Source organism: Thermophagus sp. OGC60D27 (assembly GCF_052400625.1).
Lineage (GTDB): Bacteria > Bacteroidota > Bacteroidia > Bacteroidales > Marinilabiliaceae > Thermophagus.
On record NZ_JBQTGH010000005.1, the window covers coordinates 227,009 to 242,506 of the forward strand.

Below are 15,498 nucleotides of genomic sequence, written 5' to 3' on the forward strand. Positions count from 1 at the left end.
TAATTTTGACTTGAATCCATTTAAAACAAAAAACTATGAACATACCGGAAAACCTCAAATTCACCAAAGACCATGAATGGGTAAAAGTAGACGGGGAAACAGCCATTGTCGGGATCACTGATTTCGCTCAAAACGAATTGGGTGATATTGTTTTTGTTGAAATCGAAACCGAAGATGAAGATCTGGAAAAAGAAGAAGTGTTTGGCACCATTGAAGCAGTGAAAACGGTATCAGACCTTTACATGCCTGTTTCCGGCAAAGTAATCGAAGTGAATGAAGAGCTCGAAAGCAATCCTGAATTGGTGAACAAAGATCCCTATAATGGTGGATGGATGATTAAAATTAAAATGTCCAACCCCGATCAATTAAACGATTTGCTTTCTGCCTCGCAGTATAAAGAGCTCATTGGATAATCGCCCATTTTTTTGACCTCATAAAAAAAGGGGATCCCGGAATTATGGGATCCCCTTTTTCGTGATCATTCTCCTTCACTGGAAACCGTGACTCTCAATCACTCCAAAATAAGAATCCCACACTGTCGGGAGAGAACTCCTATCAGTGTGGGACTATGGAAAATTGGTTGGCCAAAATTTTATTTCTTCAAATCTAGAAAATAAATTGATAAAGGTCAATGAAAAAACATCAATTTTTTAATCCCTAAAAAGAAGAACAAGAAATACTAATTTTTGCCTTTTTGTTTCGTCAAACTTTACGCCGACGAATTTCTTTATCAACTACAAAATTGAATTCCAACATTACAACGTTCTGGAGACTTCAACTTCTTCAAAGGCTTCAATAACGTCCCCTACTTTGATGTCATTAAAATTCTTAATGTTCAATCCACATTCGTACCCTGCGGCAACCTCTTTCGCATCATCCTTGAATCGCTTGAGAGATCCCAGTTCACCGGTATAAATCACAATTCCGTCACGAATAATCCGCACTTTGGAACTGCGTTTGATTTTTCCTTCTTTCACCATACAACCGGCAATGGTTCCCACTTTGGATATTTTGAAGGTCTCACGGATTTCAAGGGTCGCAATGATCTGTTCCTTAATTTCCGGTGACAACATTCCTTCCATAGCCGCCTTAATCTCTTCGATGGCATCGTAAATGATGGAATACAAGCGAATGTCGATCTCTTCTTTTTCTGCCAGTCGACGGGCCGCCATAGACGGTCGCACCTGGAATCCAATCACGATGGCATTGGACGCTGCAGCCAGCATAATATCCGATTCGGATATCTGACCAACGGCTTTGTGAATGACATTTACTTGAATTTCTTCTGTCGACAGTTTGATCAGCGAGTCGGCAAGAGCCTCAATAGAACCATCCACATCACCTTTCACCACCAGGTTAAGTTCCTGGAAGTTTCCAATGGCGATCCGTCGGCCAATTTCATCAAGAGTAATATGTTTCTGTGTTCTGAGTCCTTGTTCTCGTTGCAATTGTGAACGTTTGGTGGCAATATCTTTGGCCTCCCGCTCATTTTGCATGGCATGGAATTTCTCACCGGCCTGAGGCGCACCATTCAAGCCAAGAACCAACACCGGTTGCGATGGGCCTGCTTCTTCGATGGTCTGATTACGCTCATTGAACATGGCTTTTACGTGCCCATAATACTGACCTGACAGGATCAGGTCTCCGGTTTTAAGGGTTCCCGACTGCACCAACAGAGTCGCCACATATCCGCGACCACGGTCAAGACTTGATTCAATAACGGAACCCACGGCCGGTTTATCCGGATTGGCTTTCAGCTCCAGTAAATCGGCTTCCAGCAATACTTTTTCCAGCAACAGATCTATATTGGTTCCCGCTTTGGCACTGATGTCCTGCGACTGGTATTTTCCGCCCCATTCCTCAACCAGATAATTCATGTTGGCCAGTTCTTCCTTAACCCTGTCGGGGTTGGCATTGGGCTTATCTATTTTGTTGATGGCAAAAACGATGGGAACACCGGCAGCGGCTGCGTGGTTAATGGCCTCCACGGTCTGAGGCATTACGTTGTCATCGGCAGCCACAATAATAATGGCAATATCTGTTACCTGGGCACCACGGGCACGCATCGCGGTAAAGGCTTCGTGACCGGGCGTATCAAGGAACGTGATTTCGCGTCCATTGTCCAGTTTTACGTTATATGCACCGATATGCTGAGTGATCCCACCTGCTTCACCTGCAATAACATTGGCACTCCGGATGTGGTCGAGCAATGAGGTTTTACCATGGTCAACGTGGCCCATCACGGTAATGATCGGTGGACGTGGTTTTAAATCTTCGGGCTTGTCTTCCTCCTCTTCAATAGCTTCAACGGCCTCAACGCCCATAAATTCAACCTTGTAACCATATTCTTCGGCCACCAGTGTGATGGTTTCTGCATCCAAACGCTGGTTAATGGATACAAACAGCCCCAGACTCATACAGGTGCCAATAATCTGGGTCACCTGAACATCCATCAAATTGGCCAACTCGTTGGCGGTGACAAACTCCGTCACTTTAAGGATTTTGCTCTCTTCCGACATCCGCTCCATGGCTTCGTGCTCTTTTTGAGCGGCAGCATCTCGTTTATCACGACGGTGACGTGAAGTTTTGGATTTACCTTTGGAAGTAAGCCGAGCTAATGTTTCCTTAATTTGCTTTTGAACATCTTCTTCGCTAACCTCATGACGGGCAGGACGTTTTTTGGCTTTTACCTTTTTCCGTTTTTCCTTTTTCTCAAGTGTTTTACCGCCACTTTGAGGTTGCTGTTGTTGTTTTTCATCGATATTCACCCGCACTTTTTCCTTGCGGATGCGTTTCCGTTTTTTCTTTTTCTTTCTAAGTTCCTCTTTGTTGTCGCTGTTACGGTTTTCAACCGGCAGTTCAATTTTACCAACCACAGTAGGTCCGGCGAGTTTCTTCACTTTAGTAGGGACAAAGCTCTCTGCCTCGTCCTTCTGTTCAGAAGTTTCTTTGTCTGACTTACCGGTGGTTTCCGGTTTTGTTTTTTCTGCTGCCTTACTCTCTTTTCCGCCCCCTTTAATGTCGGTAGCAGCTTCTTTCTTGGCGACTTCTTTTTCTTTCACTGGCTGAGTTTCCACCTTTTCCCCTTCTTTTTTTCCGGAAGTATCGGATGATTCATTTTTCGGGGGCAGGGTAGTCTCAGTTTCTTTTATTTCACTCTTTGCTTTAGAAGCATCTTTCTTTTCTTTAACCTCGGCATTGTCGACCACTTCTGCTTTTACCTCCTCACTTTTCTTCTCTGCAGGTTCAGGCGCTTTCACCTCTTTCTCAACTTTGGGGGCTTCCGCTTCAGTTTTTTCGACAATCTCCGGTTCTTTCTTATCAGAAATCTTTACTTCTTCAACGACTTTGTCTTCTTTTTTCACGCTCTTCTCTTCTTTCTCCTCAGGCTGCTTATTAACAACCACCTCTTTTTCCGGCGCTTTTTCCTGAGGCTGTTTCTCCTCAGGTTTCTTCTCTTCCTTAACCTCTTCGGAGTCGTTCTGTTTCTTATTATCCAAGTCAATTTTACCGACCACTTTGACACTCACCTTCTGTTTCGGGGAAAGTTCCTGGGCAGTTGGCTCTTCTTCTTTTTTCCCGGCCGGTTTCACATCCTGGTCAGTCTTTGGTTCCACAATCGAATCCTGATCCTCCACATCCTCCTCATTCTCATCTTTCAAATCATCAATTGAAAGTGAAACTTTTTTATTCTTTTGTTTCCGTTCTACCAATTTCTCTGATTCAATTTTTACAGTCAGGTCAGAACGATATTCTTTTTTCAGAAGATCATACATTTCCTCTGAAACCTTCGTATTCGGGTTAGATTCAATCTCGAATCCTTTCTTATGCAGGAACTCAACAATGGTGTTAATTCCCACATTGCATTCTTTTGCTATTTTACTAAGTCTTTTTCCAACTGCCATATAAAGGACTTTCGGTTTTTTTCTGATAAAAAAGATAAAAAATCTTTGACCAACAAAGATAAACGAATTATTCAAATTCAGCCTTCAGAATATTAATTACGTCACGAATGGTCTCCTCTTCCAAATCGGTTCTTTTGGTAAGATCTTCCACCGTCAGATCCAGAACTGATTTGGCAGTATCACAACCAATCGCTTTCAATTCATCAATGATCCAGCTTTCAATTTCATCAGAAAATTCATCGAGTGAAACGTCTTCCTCGTCCTCATCACCGGTTTCTCGGTAAACATCTATTTCATAACCGGTGAGCTGACTGGCCAGACGGATATTTAATCCCCCTTTACCAATCGCCAACGAAACTTCCTCCGGTTGAAGATAGACATGAGCTCGTTTCTCTTCTTCAAAAAGTTTTATGCTGGACACTTTAGCCGGGTTCAACGCGCGCTGAATAAACAGCTGATTATTGGTGGTATAGTTGATGACATCGATATTTTCGTTGTGCAATTCCCGAACAATGCCATGAATTCGAGACCCTTTCATCCCCACGCAAGCCCCTACCGGGTCGATGCGATCGTCATAAGATTCCACGGCCACTTTTGCCCGTTCGCCCGGTGCACGTACAATCTTCTTGATGGTGATCAACCCATCATAGATTTCGGGAACTTCAAATTCAAACAAACGTTCCAAAAAGACGGGTGAAGTACGCGACAAAATAATCAATGGTGTATTGTTGCGCATCTCCACTTTAATAACTACAGCCCGAACGGTTTCGCCCTTATGGAAAAAATCTCCGGGTATTTGCTCGGCGCGCGGCAATATCAGTTCGTTTCCTTCATCATCCAGAATAAGCATCTCCCGCTTCCAGATCTGATAAACCTCTCCGGTAACCACCTGACCGATACGCTCAGAATATTTTTGGTAGAGTTGATCCTTTTCCAGTTCCATAATCTGACCGGCCAAATTTTGCCGCAACGAAAGAATTGCTCTACGGCCAAACTTATGAAAGTCGACTTCATCAACCACCTCTTCGCCCACCTCATAGTCAGGATCAAATTTTCTTGCTTCGCTCAGAGAAATCTGCGTATTGGGATCTTCCACTTCCCCGTCGGGAACCACTTCACGGTTTCTCCAAATCTCAAAATCTCCTTTGTCGACATTTACGATGACATCAAAATTCTCGTCACTACCAAAAATTTTGACCAGAACACTTCGGAATGAATCTTCCAAAACGCGAACCATGGTGGCCCGATCGATATTTTTCAATTCTTTAAATTCCGAAAATGTGTCTATCAAATTTATATTTTCCATCGTTGTAATTAATATGTGTGGTTATTGCCGTTTGCAAATCCGATTGATTAATACTCAAATTCATTCACAGTAAAAACCTACGCTTCATGAAACAACTTTGTATTTGTATCTATATCCGGCCTTCTGGAACAGTTCTCATACGTAATACCGGCCCTTATCGGCCGCCAAAAGAGTTTTGTGTTTTTTCTGTCGGGCTACGACCCTCCAAAGTTACAACTTCAACAATTCAATGACACGCTTAACTGCATCAAAGTTAAACTCATATCTGAAAACTTTTAACTCTTTTTTCTTTTTTCCTTCAATTTTCACCTTTTTTTCTTCCTCTATCGCAAATCCATCCTCATTCACTTCTTTAAGGATCCCTTTAAACACTTTCCCTTCGGAGGTCAACACCTCCACCGGACGAGTCAAATTTTTATAGTACTGTTCTTTTACCTTAAAGGGATATCCGATTCCGGGCGATGACACCTCTAATTCAAAATCCTCCTCTTCCCGATCGAACGCTGCTTCAATGAATCGGGAAAGCTCTCCGCAGTACGAGATGGAAATGCCGGCTTCGCTGTCGACCAGCACCTCAATCTTGTTGTTGGGCCTGACATTAACCTCCACAATAAAAGCCCCGTCTTCCTTTACCTTGGAATCGATGCGCTCAACTATTTGTTCTTTTGTTATCATTCACAACCGGTTAATAAAATAGGGGACACCTGTCCCCTACCTGCTTTCTGTATGAAAACCGGGGCAAAGATAAGCAATGAAAAAGAATTTTGCAAAAACCTTTCCCCCTTAAAATCAAATGTTTTTGATAATTTAAAATGGTGCGGTTTGCTTCATTGCCCATGAATCGCTTTCTTTGTAACACAAAATCAACGAGGTGACGTGAACGACCTGCAACAATACAAGCAACGGAAAATTGTGAATGATCCAGTGCACGGGTTCATCAGCATCCCGGACAATATTCTCTTTGCATTAATCGAACATCCCTATTTGCAGCGGTTGCGAAGAATTAAGCAGCTGGGTCTGACCTCCCTGGTTTATCCCGGCGCCGTTCACACCCGGTTTCAACATACGCTCGGGGCTTTTCATCTGATGGGGTTGGCCATTTCGGTACTCAAAAACAAGGGACATCATATCTCCTACGAGGAGACGCTCGCGGCCCATGCCGCCATATTGATGCACGATATTGGTCACGGTCCCTTTTCTCACGCGCTGGAACAGACACTGATCGAAAGCCTTACCCATGAAGATATTTCACTGCTGCTCATGGATCGCCTCAACCAACATTTTGAGGGTCAATTGACCAATGCGATAAATGTTTTCAAAGGAAAAACCGAAAAGTTATTTTTACACCAACTGGTTTCCAGTCAACTGGACATGGACCGCCTGGATTACCTAAAACGAGACAGTTTTTTCTCGGGGGTTTCGGAAGGTGTCATCGGCTCCGATCGCATCATCAAAATGCTGGAAATAAAAAACAACGAACTGGTAATCGAGGCGAAAGGCATCTACTCTATCGAAAAATTTCTGGTGGCCAGAAGACTTATGTACTGGCAGGTCTATCTTCACAAAACGGCCCTGGTGGCCGAAAGAATGTTAATCAATGCCTTGAAGCGGGCCAAACATCTCTCCCTCAACAAGATCGAAGTTCCGGCTCCTCCTTTTCTTCAAACCTTCCTCACCAACCGGTTCTGCAGCGATGATTTTCTTTCCAATCCTCAGATTCTGGACGACTTTGCCATGCTCGACGACAACGACATCATGAGTTCCTTAAAACTTTGGCGCCGGCATGACGATAATGTCTTATCGTGCCTGGCATCGAGATTGCTCGATCGTAAATTGCTGGGGATAGAGATTTCTGACACCCCTTTCGACAAAGGAAGAATAGACCAGCTAAAAAAGGAAAAGAAATTATTCGGGAATATGAGTGATGAGGAAATGAACTATTTTGTCTTCACCGATCATATTTCCAACAGCACCTATAATGTTGGTCAAGAAAACATTAAAATTCTCTACAAAGACGGGACCCTCAAAGACATCTCTTACGCCTCTGATATGCTTGACCATTCAGCCTTTGCAAAAACCGTCAACAAATATCTGCTTTGCTACCCAAAATAATTTCTCATCGACAAAATAGCCCCCAACAGGCAACTATATTTCACACAGTAGGATATATTTATTAGTTTTGTGCCAAATTTTTCAACATGGAATTTACCGCAAAACAAATTGCCGGCCTTATTCAGGGCGAGATAGAAGGCAACGAGAATCAGGTGATAAGAGATGTTTCAAAGATCGAAGAAGGTCGGCCTGAGACCCTGACGTTTTTGGCCAATCCCAAATACGAACATTTTCTCTATAGCACCGAAGCTTCGGTGGTAATAGTCAACAAAAGCTTTGTTCCCAAACAAGATGTCAAAGCCACGCTTATCAAGGTGGAAGATGCCTACCGGGCTTTGGCCACCTTGCTTCAATTTTACGAAAGTTCACTGCCTAAAAAAACAGGCATAGAACAGCCATCCTTTATTCATGAAACGGCTACGCTGGGCGATTTTGTTTACGTAGGGGCTTTTGCCTATATCAGCGAAAAAGCGAAAATAGGGAAAGGCGCACAAATATGGCCCGGTGCTTTTATTGGTGAAGGAGTCACCATCGGCGAAGGCACCATCATCAATTCGGGTGTCAGGATTTATAAGCAATGTGTGGTGGGGAAAAACTGTATTATCCATGCCGGAGCAGTTATCGGAGCTGACGGCTTTGGATTTGCGCCAGGTCCCGACGGAAATTATGAAAAAATTCCGCAGGTAGGCAATGTGGTCATTGAAGACAATGTGGAAGTGGGAGCCAACACCACCATCGACAGAGCCACCATGGGATCGACCATCCTCCGCAACGGTGCAAAAATCGACAACCTGGTACAAATAGCCCACAATGTTGAAATAGGTAGCAATACCGTGATTGCTGCACAAAGCGGAATCGCCGGAAGTACTAAAATCGGAAAAAATTGTATGTTTGGCGGCCAAACCGGAATTGCGGGACACATTCACATCGCTGACGGCACCAAACTGGCCGCGCAAACCGGCGTCGGAAAAACCGTTAAAGAACCCGGCTCCACGTTGATGGGATCACCCGCAATGGATTATATGAAATACAATAAAGCATACGTATTATTCCGGAAGCTGCCGGAGATTTACCAACAAATTCAAGAATTACAAAAAAACAGATAAAAAGTAGGAACCCAAATCGGAGGTGAACAAATTCAGCTCAGAACGGTTTGGCCTAATATCTTTATTGTCATGGTTGAAAAACAAAGAACAATTCGCGAAGCCGTCTCATTGCAAGGAACAGGCTTGCATACCGGCGCAGAAGTAACACTAACGTTGAAACCGGCCCCGGCCAATTATGGATTTTGCTTTAAACGCATCGATCTGGAAGGACATCCTGAAATTAAGGCGTTGGCAGATAACGTAGTGTTTACCGAACGCGGGACCGTGCTGGAAGAAAACGAGGCACGTGTAAGTACCATTGAACATTGCTTGGCTGCATTACGAGGCATGGGAATAGACAATTGTCTGATTGAAGTGAATGGCCCGGAAGCGCCCATATTGGACGGTAGCGCCCGCTTTTTCGTGGATGTCATCAAAAAGGCAGGCATCGAAGAGCAGGATGAAGAACGCAAATATTTCGTGGTAAAAGAAAAAATGGTGGTGGAAGATCCCGAAACGGGCAGTTCAATCATGGCCATACCCGAAGACGGACAAGCCTATCAGGCGCTTATTTCGTTCGACAATTCAGTGACTCTTGCCAACCAATTTGCCCAGATAGAAAGCCTGGATCAATTTGAAAAAGAGGTTAGCAATTGCCGTACCTTCGTTTTTCTTCATGAGCTGGAACCATTATTGAAAAATAACCTCATCAAAGGGGGCGATCTGGACAATGCCATTATCATCATAGATAAAGAGGTCGATCAGAAAGAACTGGACCGGTTGGCTAAATTGTTTAATAAACCATCGGTAGAAGTAAAGTCGATCGGCATCCTGAACAATCTGGAGCTACATTTCTCCAATGAGCCGGCCCGACATAAGCTGTTGGATATCATCGGCGATTTAACCCTTGCCGGGATGCCCATAAAAGGACGTATCATCGCCCATAAACCGGGACATCAAATAAACGCTCAGTTTGCCAAAGCATTACGTAAAGAAATTCGTCGCCGTCAGCTGAAGACCGATGCGCCGGAATACGATCCCAATGCCGAACCGGTTTATGACATCAACGCCATCAAAGGCTTTTTGCCACACCGTCCTCCATTCCTGCTGGTTGACAAAATCATTGACCTGCAAGAAAAAACCATTGTGGGCGTTAAGAATGTCACCATGAATGAAGCCTTCTTCGTCGGTCACTTCCCCGACGAGCCCGTAATGCCGGGCGTGCTGCAGGTGGAAGCCATGGCACAAATCGGTGGCATACTGGTATTAAGTCAGGTGGATGATCCCAAGTTATACAGCACCTACTTCCTGAAAATTGATAACATCAAATTCAGAAAAAAAGTGGTTCCAGGCGATACCATTATTTTCAAGCTGGAAATGATCACCGAAATAAGACGTGGCGTAGCCAATATGAAAGGAACTGCCTTTGTGGGTGATACCATTGTTGCCGAAGGTGAATTCATGGCTCAAATAGCAAAAAATAAACAGTAATTAATCTATTTCCCAACCGGATTGGCTTCCCCTAAATAAAAAAGGGAGCCAATCTCTGCTCGAAAAACCATTTATGAAACAACCATTAGCGTATATCCATCCCGAAGCCAAGATAGCTCCCAATGTAGTTATTGAACCGTTTGTGACCATCGATAAAAATGTAGAAATAGGCGAAGGAACCCGTATCGGCTCCAATGCCACTATTTTGGAAGGTGCAAGAATCGGGAAAAACTGTAATATATTCCCCGGAGCAGTAATATCCGCCATCCCACAGGATCTGAAATTCCAAGGCGAAGAGACCGTGACGATCATTGGTGATAACACCACCATTCGGGAATTTGTGACGGTTAACCGCGGAACAAAATCCAAAGGACAGACAGTTGTCGGAAGCAATTGTTTACTAATGGCCTATGTACATGTCGCTCATGATTGTGTTGTAGGGGATCATGTTATTCTGGTTAACAGTGTTCAAGTGGCCGGGGAAGTAAAAATTGACGACTGGGCCATTGTCGGCGGAATGTCGGCCATCCATCAGTTTGTCCATATCGGCAGCCATGTGATGATCGCCGGAGGCAGTTTGGTAAGTAAAGATGTTCCCCCCTATGTTAAAGCCGGAAGAGAGCCCATTTCCTATGCGGGTGTTAACTCAATAGGGTTGCGACGCAGAAACTTCACCAACGATCAGATCCGCGACATCCAGGACATCTATCGTTTCATGTTCCAGAAAGGGCTCAATAACAGTCAGGCCATTGAACGCATCGAAGCCGAACTGCCCGCTTCCAAAGAACGCGATGAAATCATCCTCTTCATTAAGAATTCTCAAAGAGGAATCATAAAAGGCTACTATAATCCGGAAAACAACGGATAGATAAAAAGCATCGCCATCAGGAATCATCAGATTGGGATCGCAATACCGGTCAACAGGCCGGTGAAGGTCTTCCCCGAATGTGGAAAACTGAGGAAAGTACCATCAGATGAGGGATTACCCCTTTCAATCTGTCGGAAAGACGATTGCAACGTGGAACCAACGCCTTAAAAAGGATAAAATGACAATCGCGAAGTCCAGAAAGCGATCTCAAACTGAAAACCTGGCAGCGGCTGCGTTAAAAAAACGAATTTCAACTATAATCCAGTCAGTCGCGGAGTCGAAAAAACGACACGCGACTGAAATCTTGTCATCCGCATAGTAAAATATGTCACCTGCGACTGAAACCCTGTCAGTCGCGGCGTTAAATATGTCACCCGCGACTGAAACTCTGTCAGTTGCGGCGTTAAAAAGTCGATCTTCGAACTAAAAAAGTGCAGTTCTCAGGAAAAAAAGTTCACCGGCAACGTTGAAAAGAAGACGTTTCGGCAGAAAAAGACCTTTCGAGATCTGAGAAAAAAGAGTTGCCACGCAAAAAACAGCGGTTTGCTCCTGCTGTCAGCCCTTCCGTTTGCCAATCCAAACATTCGGGAGAGGCGTTGATTCACGCAGAACGATCAATCAGCCATTGCAACCGCTACAAAACGCCGATGTCGGTCACGCTCACCATTCTTTTTACCCCCCTGAGGGATCCGCTTTAATTACCGCCTTCAAGATCTCTAATATCCGCCTTTTTCAATGGATTTGCAGAGATCTCCTGATGCATCTTTCTTCTTTTATAGACATCGATGGCCAGGTAAACGGCTTCCCGGAAAGAACTTGCATCCGCTTTGTTTTCTCCGGCAATTTCGAAAGCGGTACCATGGTCGGGTGAAGTACGAACAATGGGTAGTCCTCCTGTAAAGTTGACGCCTTCTGCGAAATCAATACTTTTAAACGGTGCCAGTCCCTGATCATGATACATGGCGAGTACCGCGTCAAAATTTCCCACCTGTTCCGAGCCAAACAAACCGTCGGCAGGATAGGGTCCCAAAGCCATAATTCCCTCTTGACGGGCCATTTCGATGGCAGGTATAATGGTATTGATTTCCTCGTCCCCGATGAGTCCGTTATCTCCGGCGTGAGGATTAAGTCCCAGAACAGCAATCCGCGGTTTACGGATGGTAAAGTCGGTTCGTAAGGTATGGTCCAAAACACGGATTTTGTCCAGAATTCTTTCGGGAGACAAGCTATTGGCCACATCTTTCAAAGGAATGTGTCCGGTGACCACTCCTACCTTTAATTTAGGACTCACCATGAGCATGATATGAGAGGAGGCCTTAAACTGTTCGGCAAGATATTCGGTGTGACCGGGGAAGGAAAACTGGTCCGAATAGATGGTATTTTTATTTATCGGGGCGGTAACAAGGACATCTACAAATCCGTTTTTCAGGTCCTCAACAGCATTTTTCAAAGCTTCAAAAGCGGCCATTCCACTGGTTTGTGTCGGTTTACCCAGTTCAACACGAACATTATCATCCAGACAATTAACAATATTGACCCGCTTGGGCATGGCCTCTTCTCCCGATTTCACGCTATTGAGGCTAAAATTGGAAATATTTAATGCTTTGCGATGGTAAGCGGCCACTTTGGACGACCCGTAAATCACCGGCGTAAAAAATTCCAATGTTTTGGGATCGGCCAGCGTTTTAAAAATCACTTCATATCCTATTCCGTTGATATCACCCTGAGTAATGGCAACTTTTATTTTTTCACTGCTCATATTTAATTTTTTTTACTTCGTCAAACAAATCTACAATCACATCTTCGTCTCAAAATCACCCTGTCGGAACCGGAAGGATGTGGCATGTTGGGGAAAAACATGCAGCGTCAGAATAAAAAATCCAGCCACTTTGGAATCATTGATTTCCTGATTGCCGGAAAAAGTCCCGGGTTATAACTTTTTTCAGCTCACGGTGAATAATCAATTCGGTAAGAAGCGGCTCAAAGGGGACTTCCGGCATCTGTTTCTGATAGGAATCCACATCAGACACCTCTAAATCAATTCGGTAGAGCAAATTGAATAGTTTTTCCCGGTGATGTAAGAGTAAATGGGTGACATGTTTTTGCATCTGTTGAAAAAGATGGCCATAATAATCATCATCACTCCCGGGAAACCGAATATCCAGATCAAACTCCGAAAAATCTTTAATGATCTGCCGGATGGTTTCTTCGATCAACTCTTCCCGTCTGGACGCTTTTTCCAGCTCCTCTTTAGAAAAAGAAGGAAGCATCATTCGCCCTCCTTGTTTGCCTCTTTATTATCCGCCAAAAACCGGAATGAATAAAGAATGGATTCCAATTGCCAAACCAGATTACGTTTTTCTGGCTTTTCGGGGGCATAGACATATCCTTCGGTAACAACGATGCGGCTGTTTTCCGGATCGATGTGGGCAAAGCTCACAAAAGGCCCTCCCATAATATCGCCTTCGACTCTCCACAACCCTCTAATTTCCACAATCTGATGGTCGTTGTATTCGAAACGCTTATAAGTGACGGGCACTCTCCCCTCGGTGGTCATATAGGATCCATCGGAGGGTCCGGGAACATTAATCCTCAGCACCGAGTCTCTTTTATTCAGCAAATAAGCTTCTGTTATACTTTCATAACCGGTATATTCGAAGGAGTAAACCAATAGTCCCTGACTGGTCAGAGGGGTTTCGTTGGACATCCACTCGAAATTCTTTCCCGGTTTGTTTTCCTTAAAATTGACCGGCACAATCATAAATGCGCCCCATCGGTTTTTAAATTTTTCGGTAAGGGTTTGATTAATGTATTTTCGGTAATAGATCTGATTTCGATCTCTTTCGGCCTTCACAAAAAAACCGGCGAGTTTTATCTCTTGTGCCTTAACCAATGAGTCGAGCTGCCAGGTATCTTTGGCGTATATTTCAGCCATGGCATGCTGCTTTCCCCAACGATCTTTATAAAATTTAATATCTGCATTGTAGTTATTCTTGATATTCACAAGAATCAGATTCCGGAAGGGCTTCATACGTTCACTAAAAGCCCTGTGAGGGATAATTGAAGTGTCGAAAAGCGGTTCGGCCTGCGGCAGCCCCACCATAGATTGCTGCATAATGGCAGCCAACGTTTTGCCCCCCACACTTTCCCGCACCGAATCATTCATCACAATCAGCATTTCTCCCTGGCTACCGGAAAGATTGGGTTTATAAACGTTCCCTTTTTCCTTGCAGGAAAAAAACAGCAGCATCATCAGCGATGAAAAGGCTATCAACACTTTCTTAGAGACCATATTCGTGACTCGCATCATCATCAATTTTTATAGCGATTAAAATTTCTATTAATGTAAGGGTGAAGTTACAAAAAATAAAGAAAGAACATTGTCTGACCGATAACCCAAACGGTCATTACTTATATAAAAGGGGAGGGATTATGGATCAATGATGTCTTTAATAAGTTTATTTTTTGCATTTTCTTCCCCGGGTTTCCACACAACCAACTTTTGTCCGGCATAGAGTTGTTTATTCTTCAAATTATTCCAATACATCAGATCCTCAATTCTACACTCGTATTCCATGGCAATGGCATGGAAAAACTCGCCTTTCTTAACGATATGCCAGGTTTTTTCCCGACCGATGGTATCGCCCAATGCCTGCATTTTTTTGGGTGCAGGTGCTTCTTCGGTGAGGAAGCCGGAACGTTTCCGGTTAAAAATCTCCACTTTATCCTCCGGAATAACAATCCGAATCAGTCCGTTTTGCACGGGAATGTAATCCATTTTAAAAACCGGATTCAACAAGCGCAAAACGTCAACGGAAATACCGGTCAAGCGAGCTATCTGATCAAAAGAAAGACCGCCCTTCACCATGGTGGTTGCCAGATCATCATAATGAAAGCCGCCCGGTAATGGCTCAATATTATAGGTGTGGTGAAAATTCATCACGTAATTGGCAGCCACAAAGGCAGGGACATATCCGCGAACCTGTTCCGGCAGAAAAGGGCGCAGCTTCCAGTAATCTCTTTCGCCACCAGCCTGTTCAATGGCCGCCTTGATGGTTCCAATTCCCACATTATAGGCAGAGATGGCCAGCAACCAGTCATTAAAATTATCGTACAAGTATTTCAGGTAACGGCAAGCAGCATCCGTCGACTTCACCGGATCGGCACGCTCATCGATATAAGAGGTAATTTCTAAGTCGAACATCCGGGATGCCTGATACAAGAACTGCCACAAACCGTAGGCGCCGGAGGAGGATTTGGCTTTGGGATCCAATGCCGATTCGATAACGGCCAGATATTTCAGTTCCAATGGCAATCCGTATTTATCCAGGTATTCTTCAAAAAGCGGAAAATAGAGACGGGCTCGCGACAGAATGCGGGCCAGATGTTCGGGGCGCTTCTTGGTGTACACATCAATATAGGCTTGGACATATTGATTGTATTGCAGAGAAACCGGCGTTTGCAAATCGAGTTTTTCTAATCTGGACTTGACCAGATAGGAAGGCACACTATTATGATCTGAGGCACCCGCAGAAAGCATCGGGAATAACAACACAAATAAAAATACGAAACGCTTTACCCACCAGGAATCGGTCATATCCCCCATTGAATTGGATTCACCTAAAAAGGAAACATAAATTAAACAATAGAACAAAACGTGGGGATTTCAACACCCACGAAATCACTCATCCTTATAAAATTACCCTAACTTATTGGCCGAATGGAACTCGC

General features: G+C 44.1%; 12 protein-coding genes. 5 read left to right on the top strand and 7 right to left on the bottom strand.

Annotated features, from left to right (window positions below; translation table 11 throughout):
• Positions 1-35: 35 nt before the first annotated feature.
• Entirely contained in the window at positions 36-413 is a 378-nt protein-coding gene (gene gcvH / locus ACT29H_RS08060; protein ID WP_444821109.1) for a glycine cleavage system protein GcvH, read from the top strand.
• 342 nt (positions 414-755) lie between these two features.
• Here gcvH and infB read toward each other — a convergent pair whose 3' ends face one another.
• The 3 genes from infB to rimP form a co-directional block, all read right to left on the bottom strand.
• On the bottom strand, positions 756-3,905 hold the full coding sequence (infB, locus tag ACT29H_RS08065) for a translation initiation factor IF-2 (protein WP_444821110.1): 3,150 nt from the start codon (positions 3,903-3,905) through the stop codon (positions 756-758).
• A 67-nt stretch (positions 3,906-3,972) separates the two neighbouring features.
• Positions 3,973-5,211: a transcription termination factor NusA gene (nusA, locus tag ACT29H_RS08070; protein WP_444821111.1), complete on the bottom strand. Its 1,239-nt coding sequence runs from the start codon at positions 5,209-5,211 to the stop codon at positions 3,973-3,975.
• 210 nt (positions 5,212-5,421) lie between these two features.
• On the bottom strand, positions 5,422-5,886 hold the full coding sequence (gene rimP / locus ACT29H_RS08075; RefSeq protein ID WP_444821112.1) for a ribosome assembly cofactor RimP: 465 nt from the start codon (positions 5,884-5,886) through the stop codon (positions 5,422-5,424).
• 201 nt (positions 5,887-6,087) lie between these two features.
• On the opposite strand from rimP, the gene ACT29H_RS08080 reads away from it, so the two are divergent.
• The 4 genes from ACT29H_RS08080 to lpxA all read left to right on the top strand — a co-directional run bounded on the left by ACT29H_RS08080 (position 6,088) and on the right by lpxA (position 10,767).
• Entirely contained in the window at positions 6,088-7,323 is a 1,236-nt protein-coding gene (locus ACT29H_RS08080; protein ID WP_444821113.1) for an HD domain-containing protein, read from the top strand.
• Between the two features lie 86 nt (positions 7,324-7,409).
• Positions 7,410-8,429, top strand: a complete 1,020-nt coding sequence (gene lpxD, locus ACT29H_RS08085) for a UDP-3-O-(3-hydroxymyristoyl)glucosamine N-acyltransferase (RefSeq protein ID WP_444821114.1) — start codon at positions 7,410-7,412, stop codon at positions 8,427-8,429.
• 69 nt (positions 8,430-8,498) lie between these two features.
• Positions 8,499-9,899 carry a bifunctional UDP-3-O-[3-hydroxymyristoyl] N-acetylglucosamine deacetylase/3-hydroxyacyl-ACP dehydratase gene (locus ACT29H_RS08090; RefSeq protein WP_444821115.1) on the top strand — a complete coding sequence of 467 codons (1,401 nt, stop codon included), beginning with the start codon at positions 8,499-8,501 and terminating at the stop codon, positions 9,897-9,899.
• Between the two features lie 73 nt (positions 9,900-9,972).
• Positions 9,973-10,767, top strand: a complete 795-nt coding sequence (gene lpxA, locus ACT29H_RS08095; RefSeq protein ID WP_444821116.1) for an acyl-ACP--UDP-N-acetylglucosamine O-acyltransferase — start codon at positions 9,973-9,975, stop codon at positions 10,765-10,767.
• 694 nt (positions 10,768-11,461) lie between these two features.
• Here lpxA and pdxA read toward each other — a convergent pair.
• The 4 genes from pdxA to ACT29H_RS08115 form a co-directional block, all read right to left on the bottom strand.
• On the bottom strand, positions 11,462-12,526 hold the full coding sequence (gene pdxA, locus ACT29H_RS08100) for a 4-hydroxythreonine-4-phosphate dehydrogenase PdxA (RefSeq protein ID WP_444821117.1): 1,065 nt from the start codon (positions 12,524-12,526) through the stop codon (positions 11,462-11,464).
• A 136-nt stretch (positions 12,527-12,662) separates the two neighbouring features.
• The gene (locus ACT29H_RS08105; protein ID WP_444821118.1) at positions 12,663-13,040 is read right to left on the bottom strand and encodes a hypothetical protein; all 378 of its coding nucleotides are present in this window, start codon (positions 13,038-13,040) and stop codon (positions 12,663-12,665) included.
• Positions 13,037-14,080 (bottom strand): DUF4837 family protein, encoded by a 1,044-nt coding sequence (locus ACT29H_RS08110; RefSeq protein WP_444821119.1) that lies wholly within the window; start codon positions 14,078-14,080, stop codon positions 13,037-13,039. The genes ACT29H_RS08105 and ACT29H_RS08110 overlap by 4 nt, the downstream gene beginning before the upstream one ends.
• A 117-nt stretch (positions 14,081-14,197) precedes the next feature.
• A complete protein-coding gene (locus tag ACT29H_RS08115; protein ID WP_444821120.1) occupies positions 14,198-15,373 on the bottom strand; it encodes a transglycosylase SLT domain-containing protein in 1,176 nt (391 codons plus the stop codon).
• Positions 15,374-15,498 lie beyond the last annotated feature (125 nt).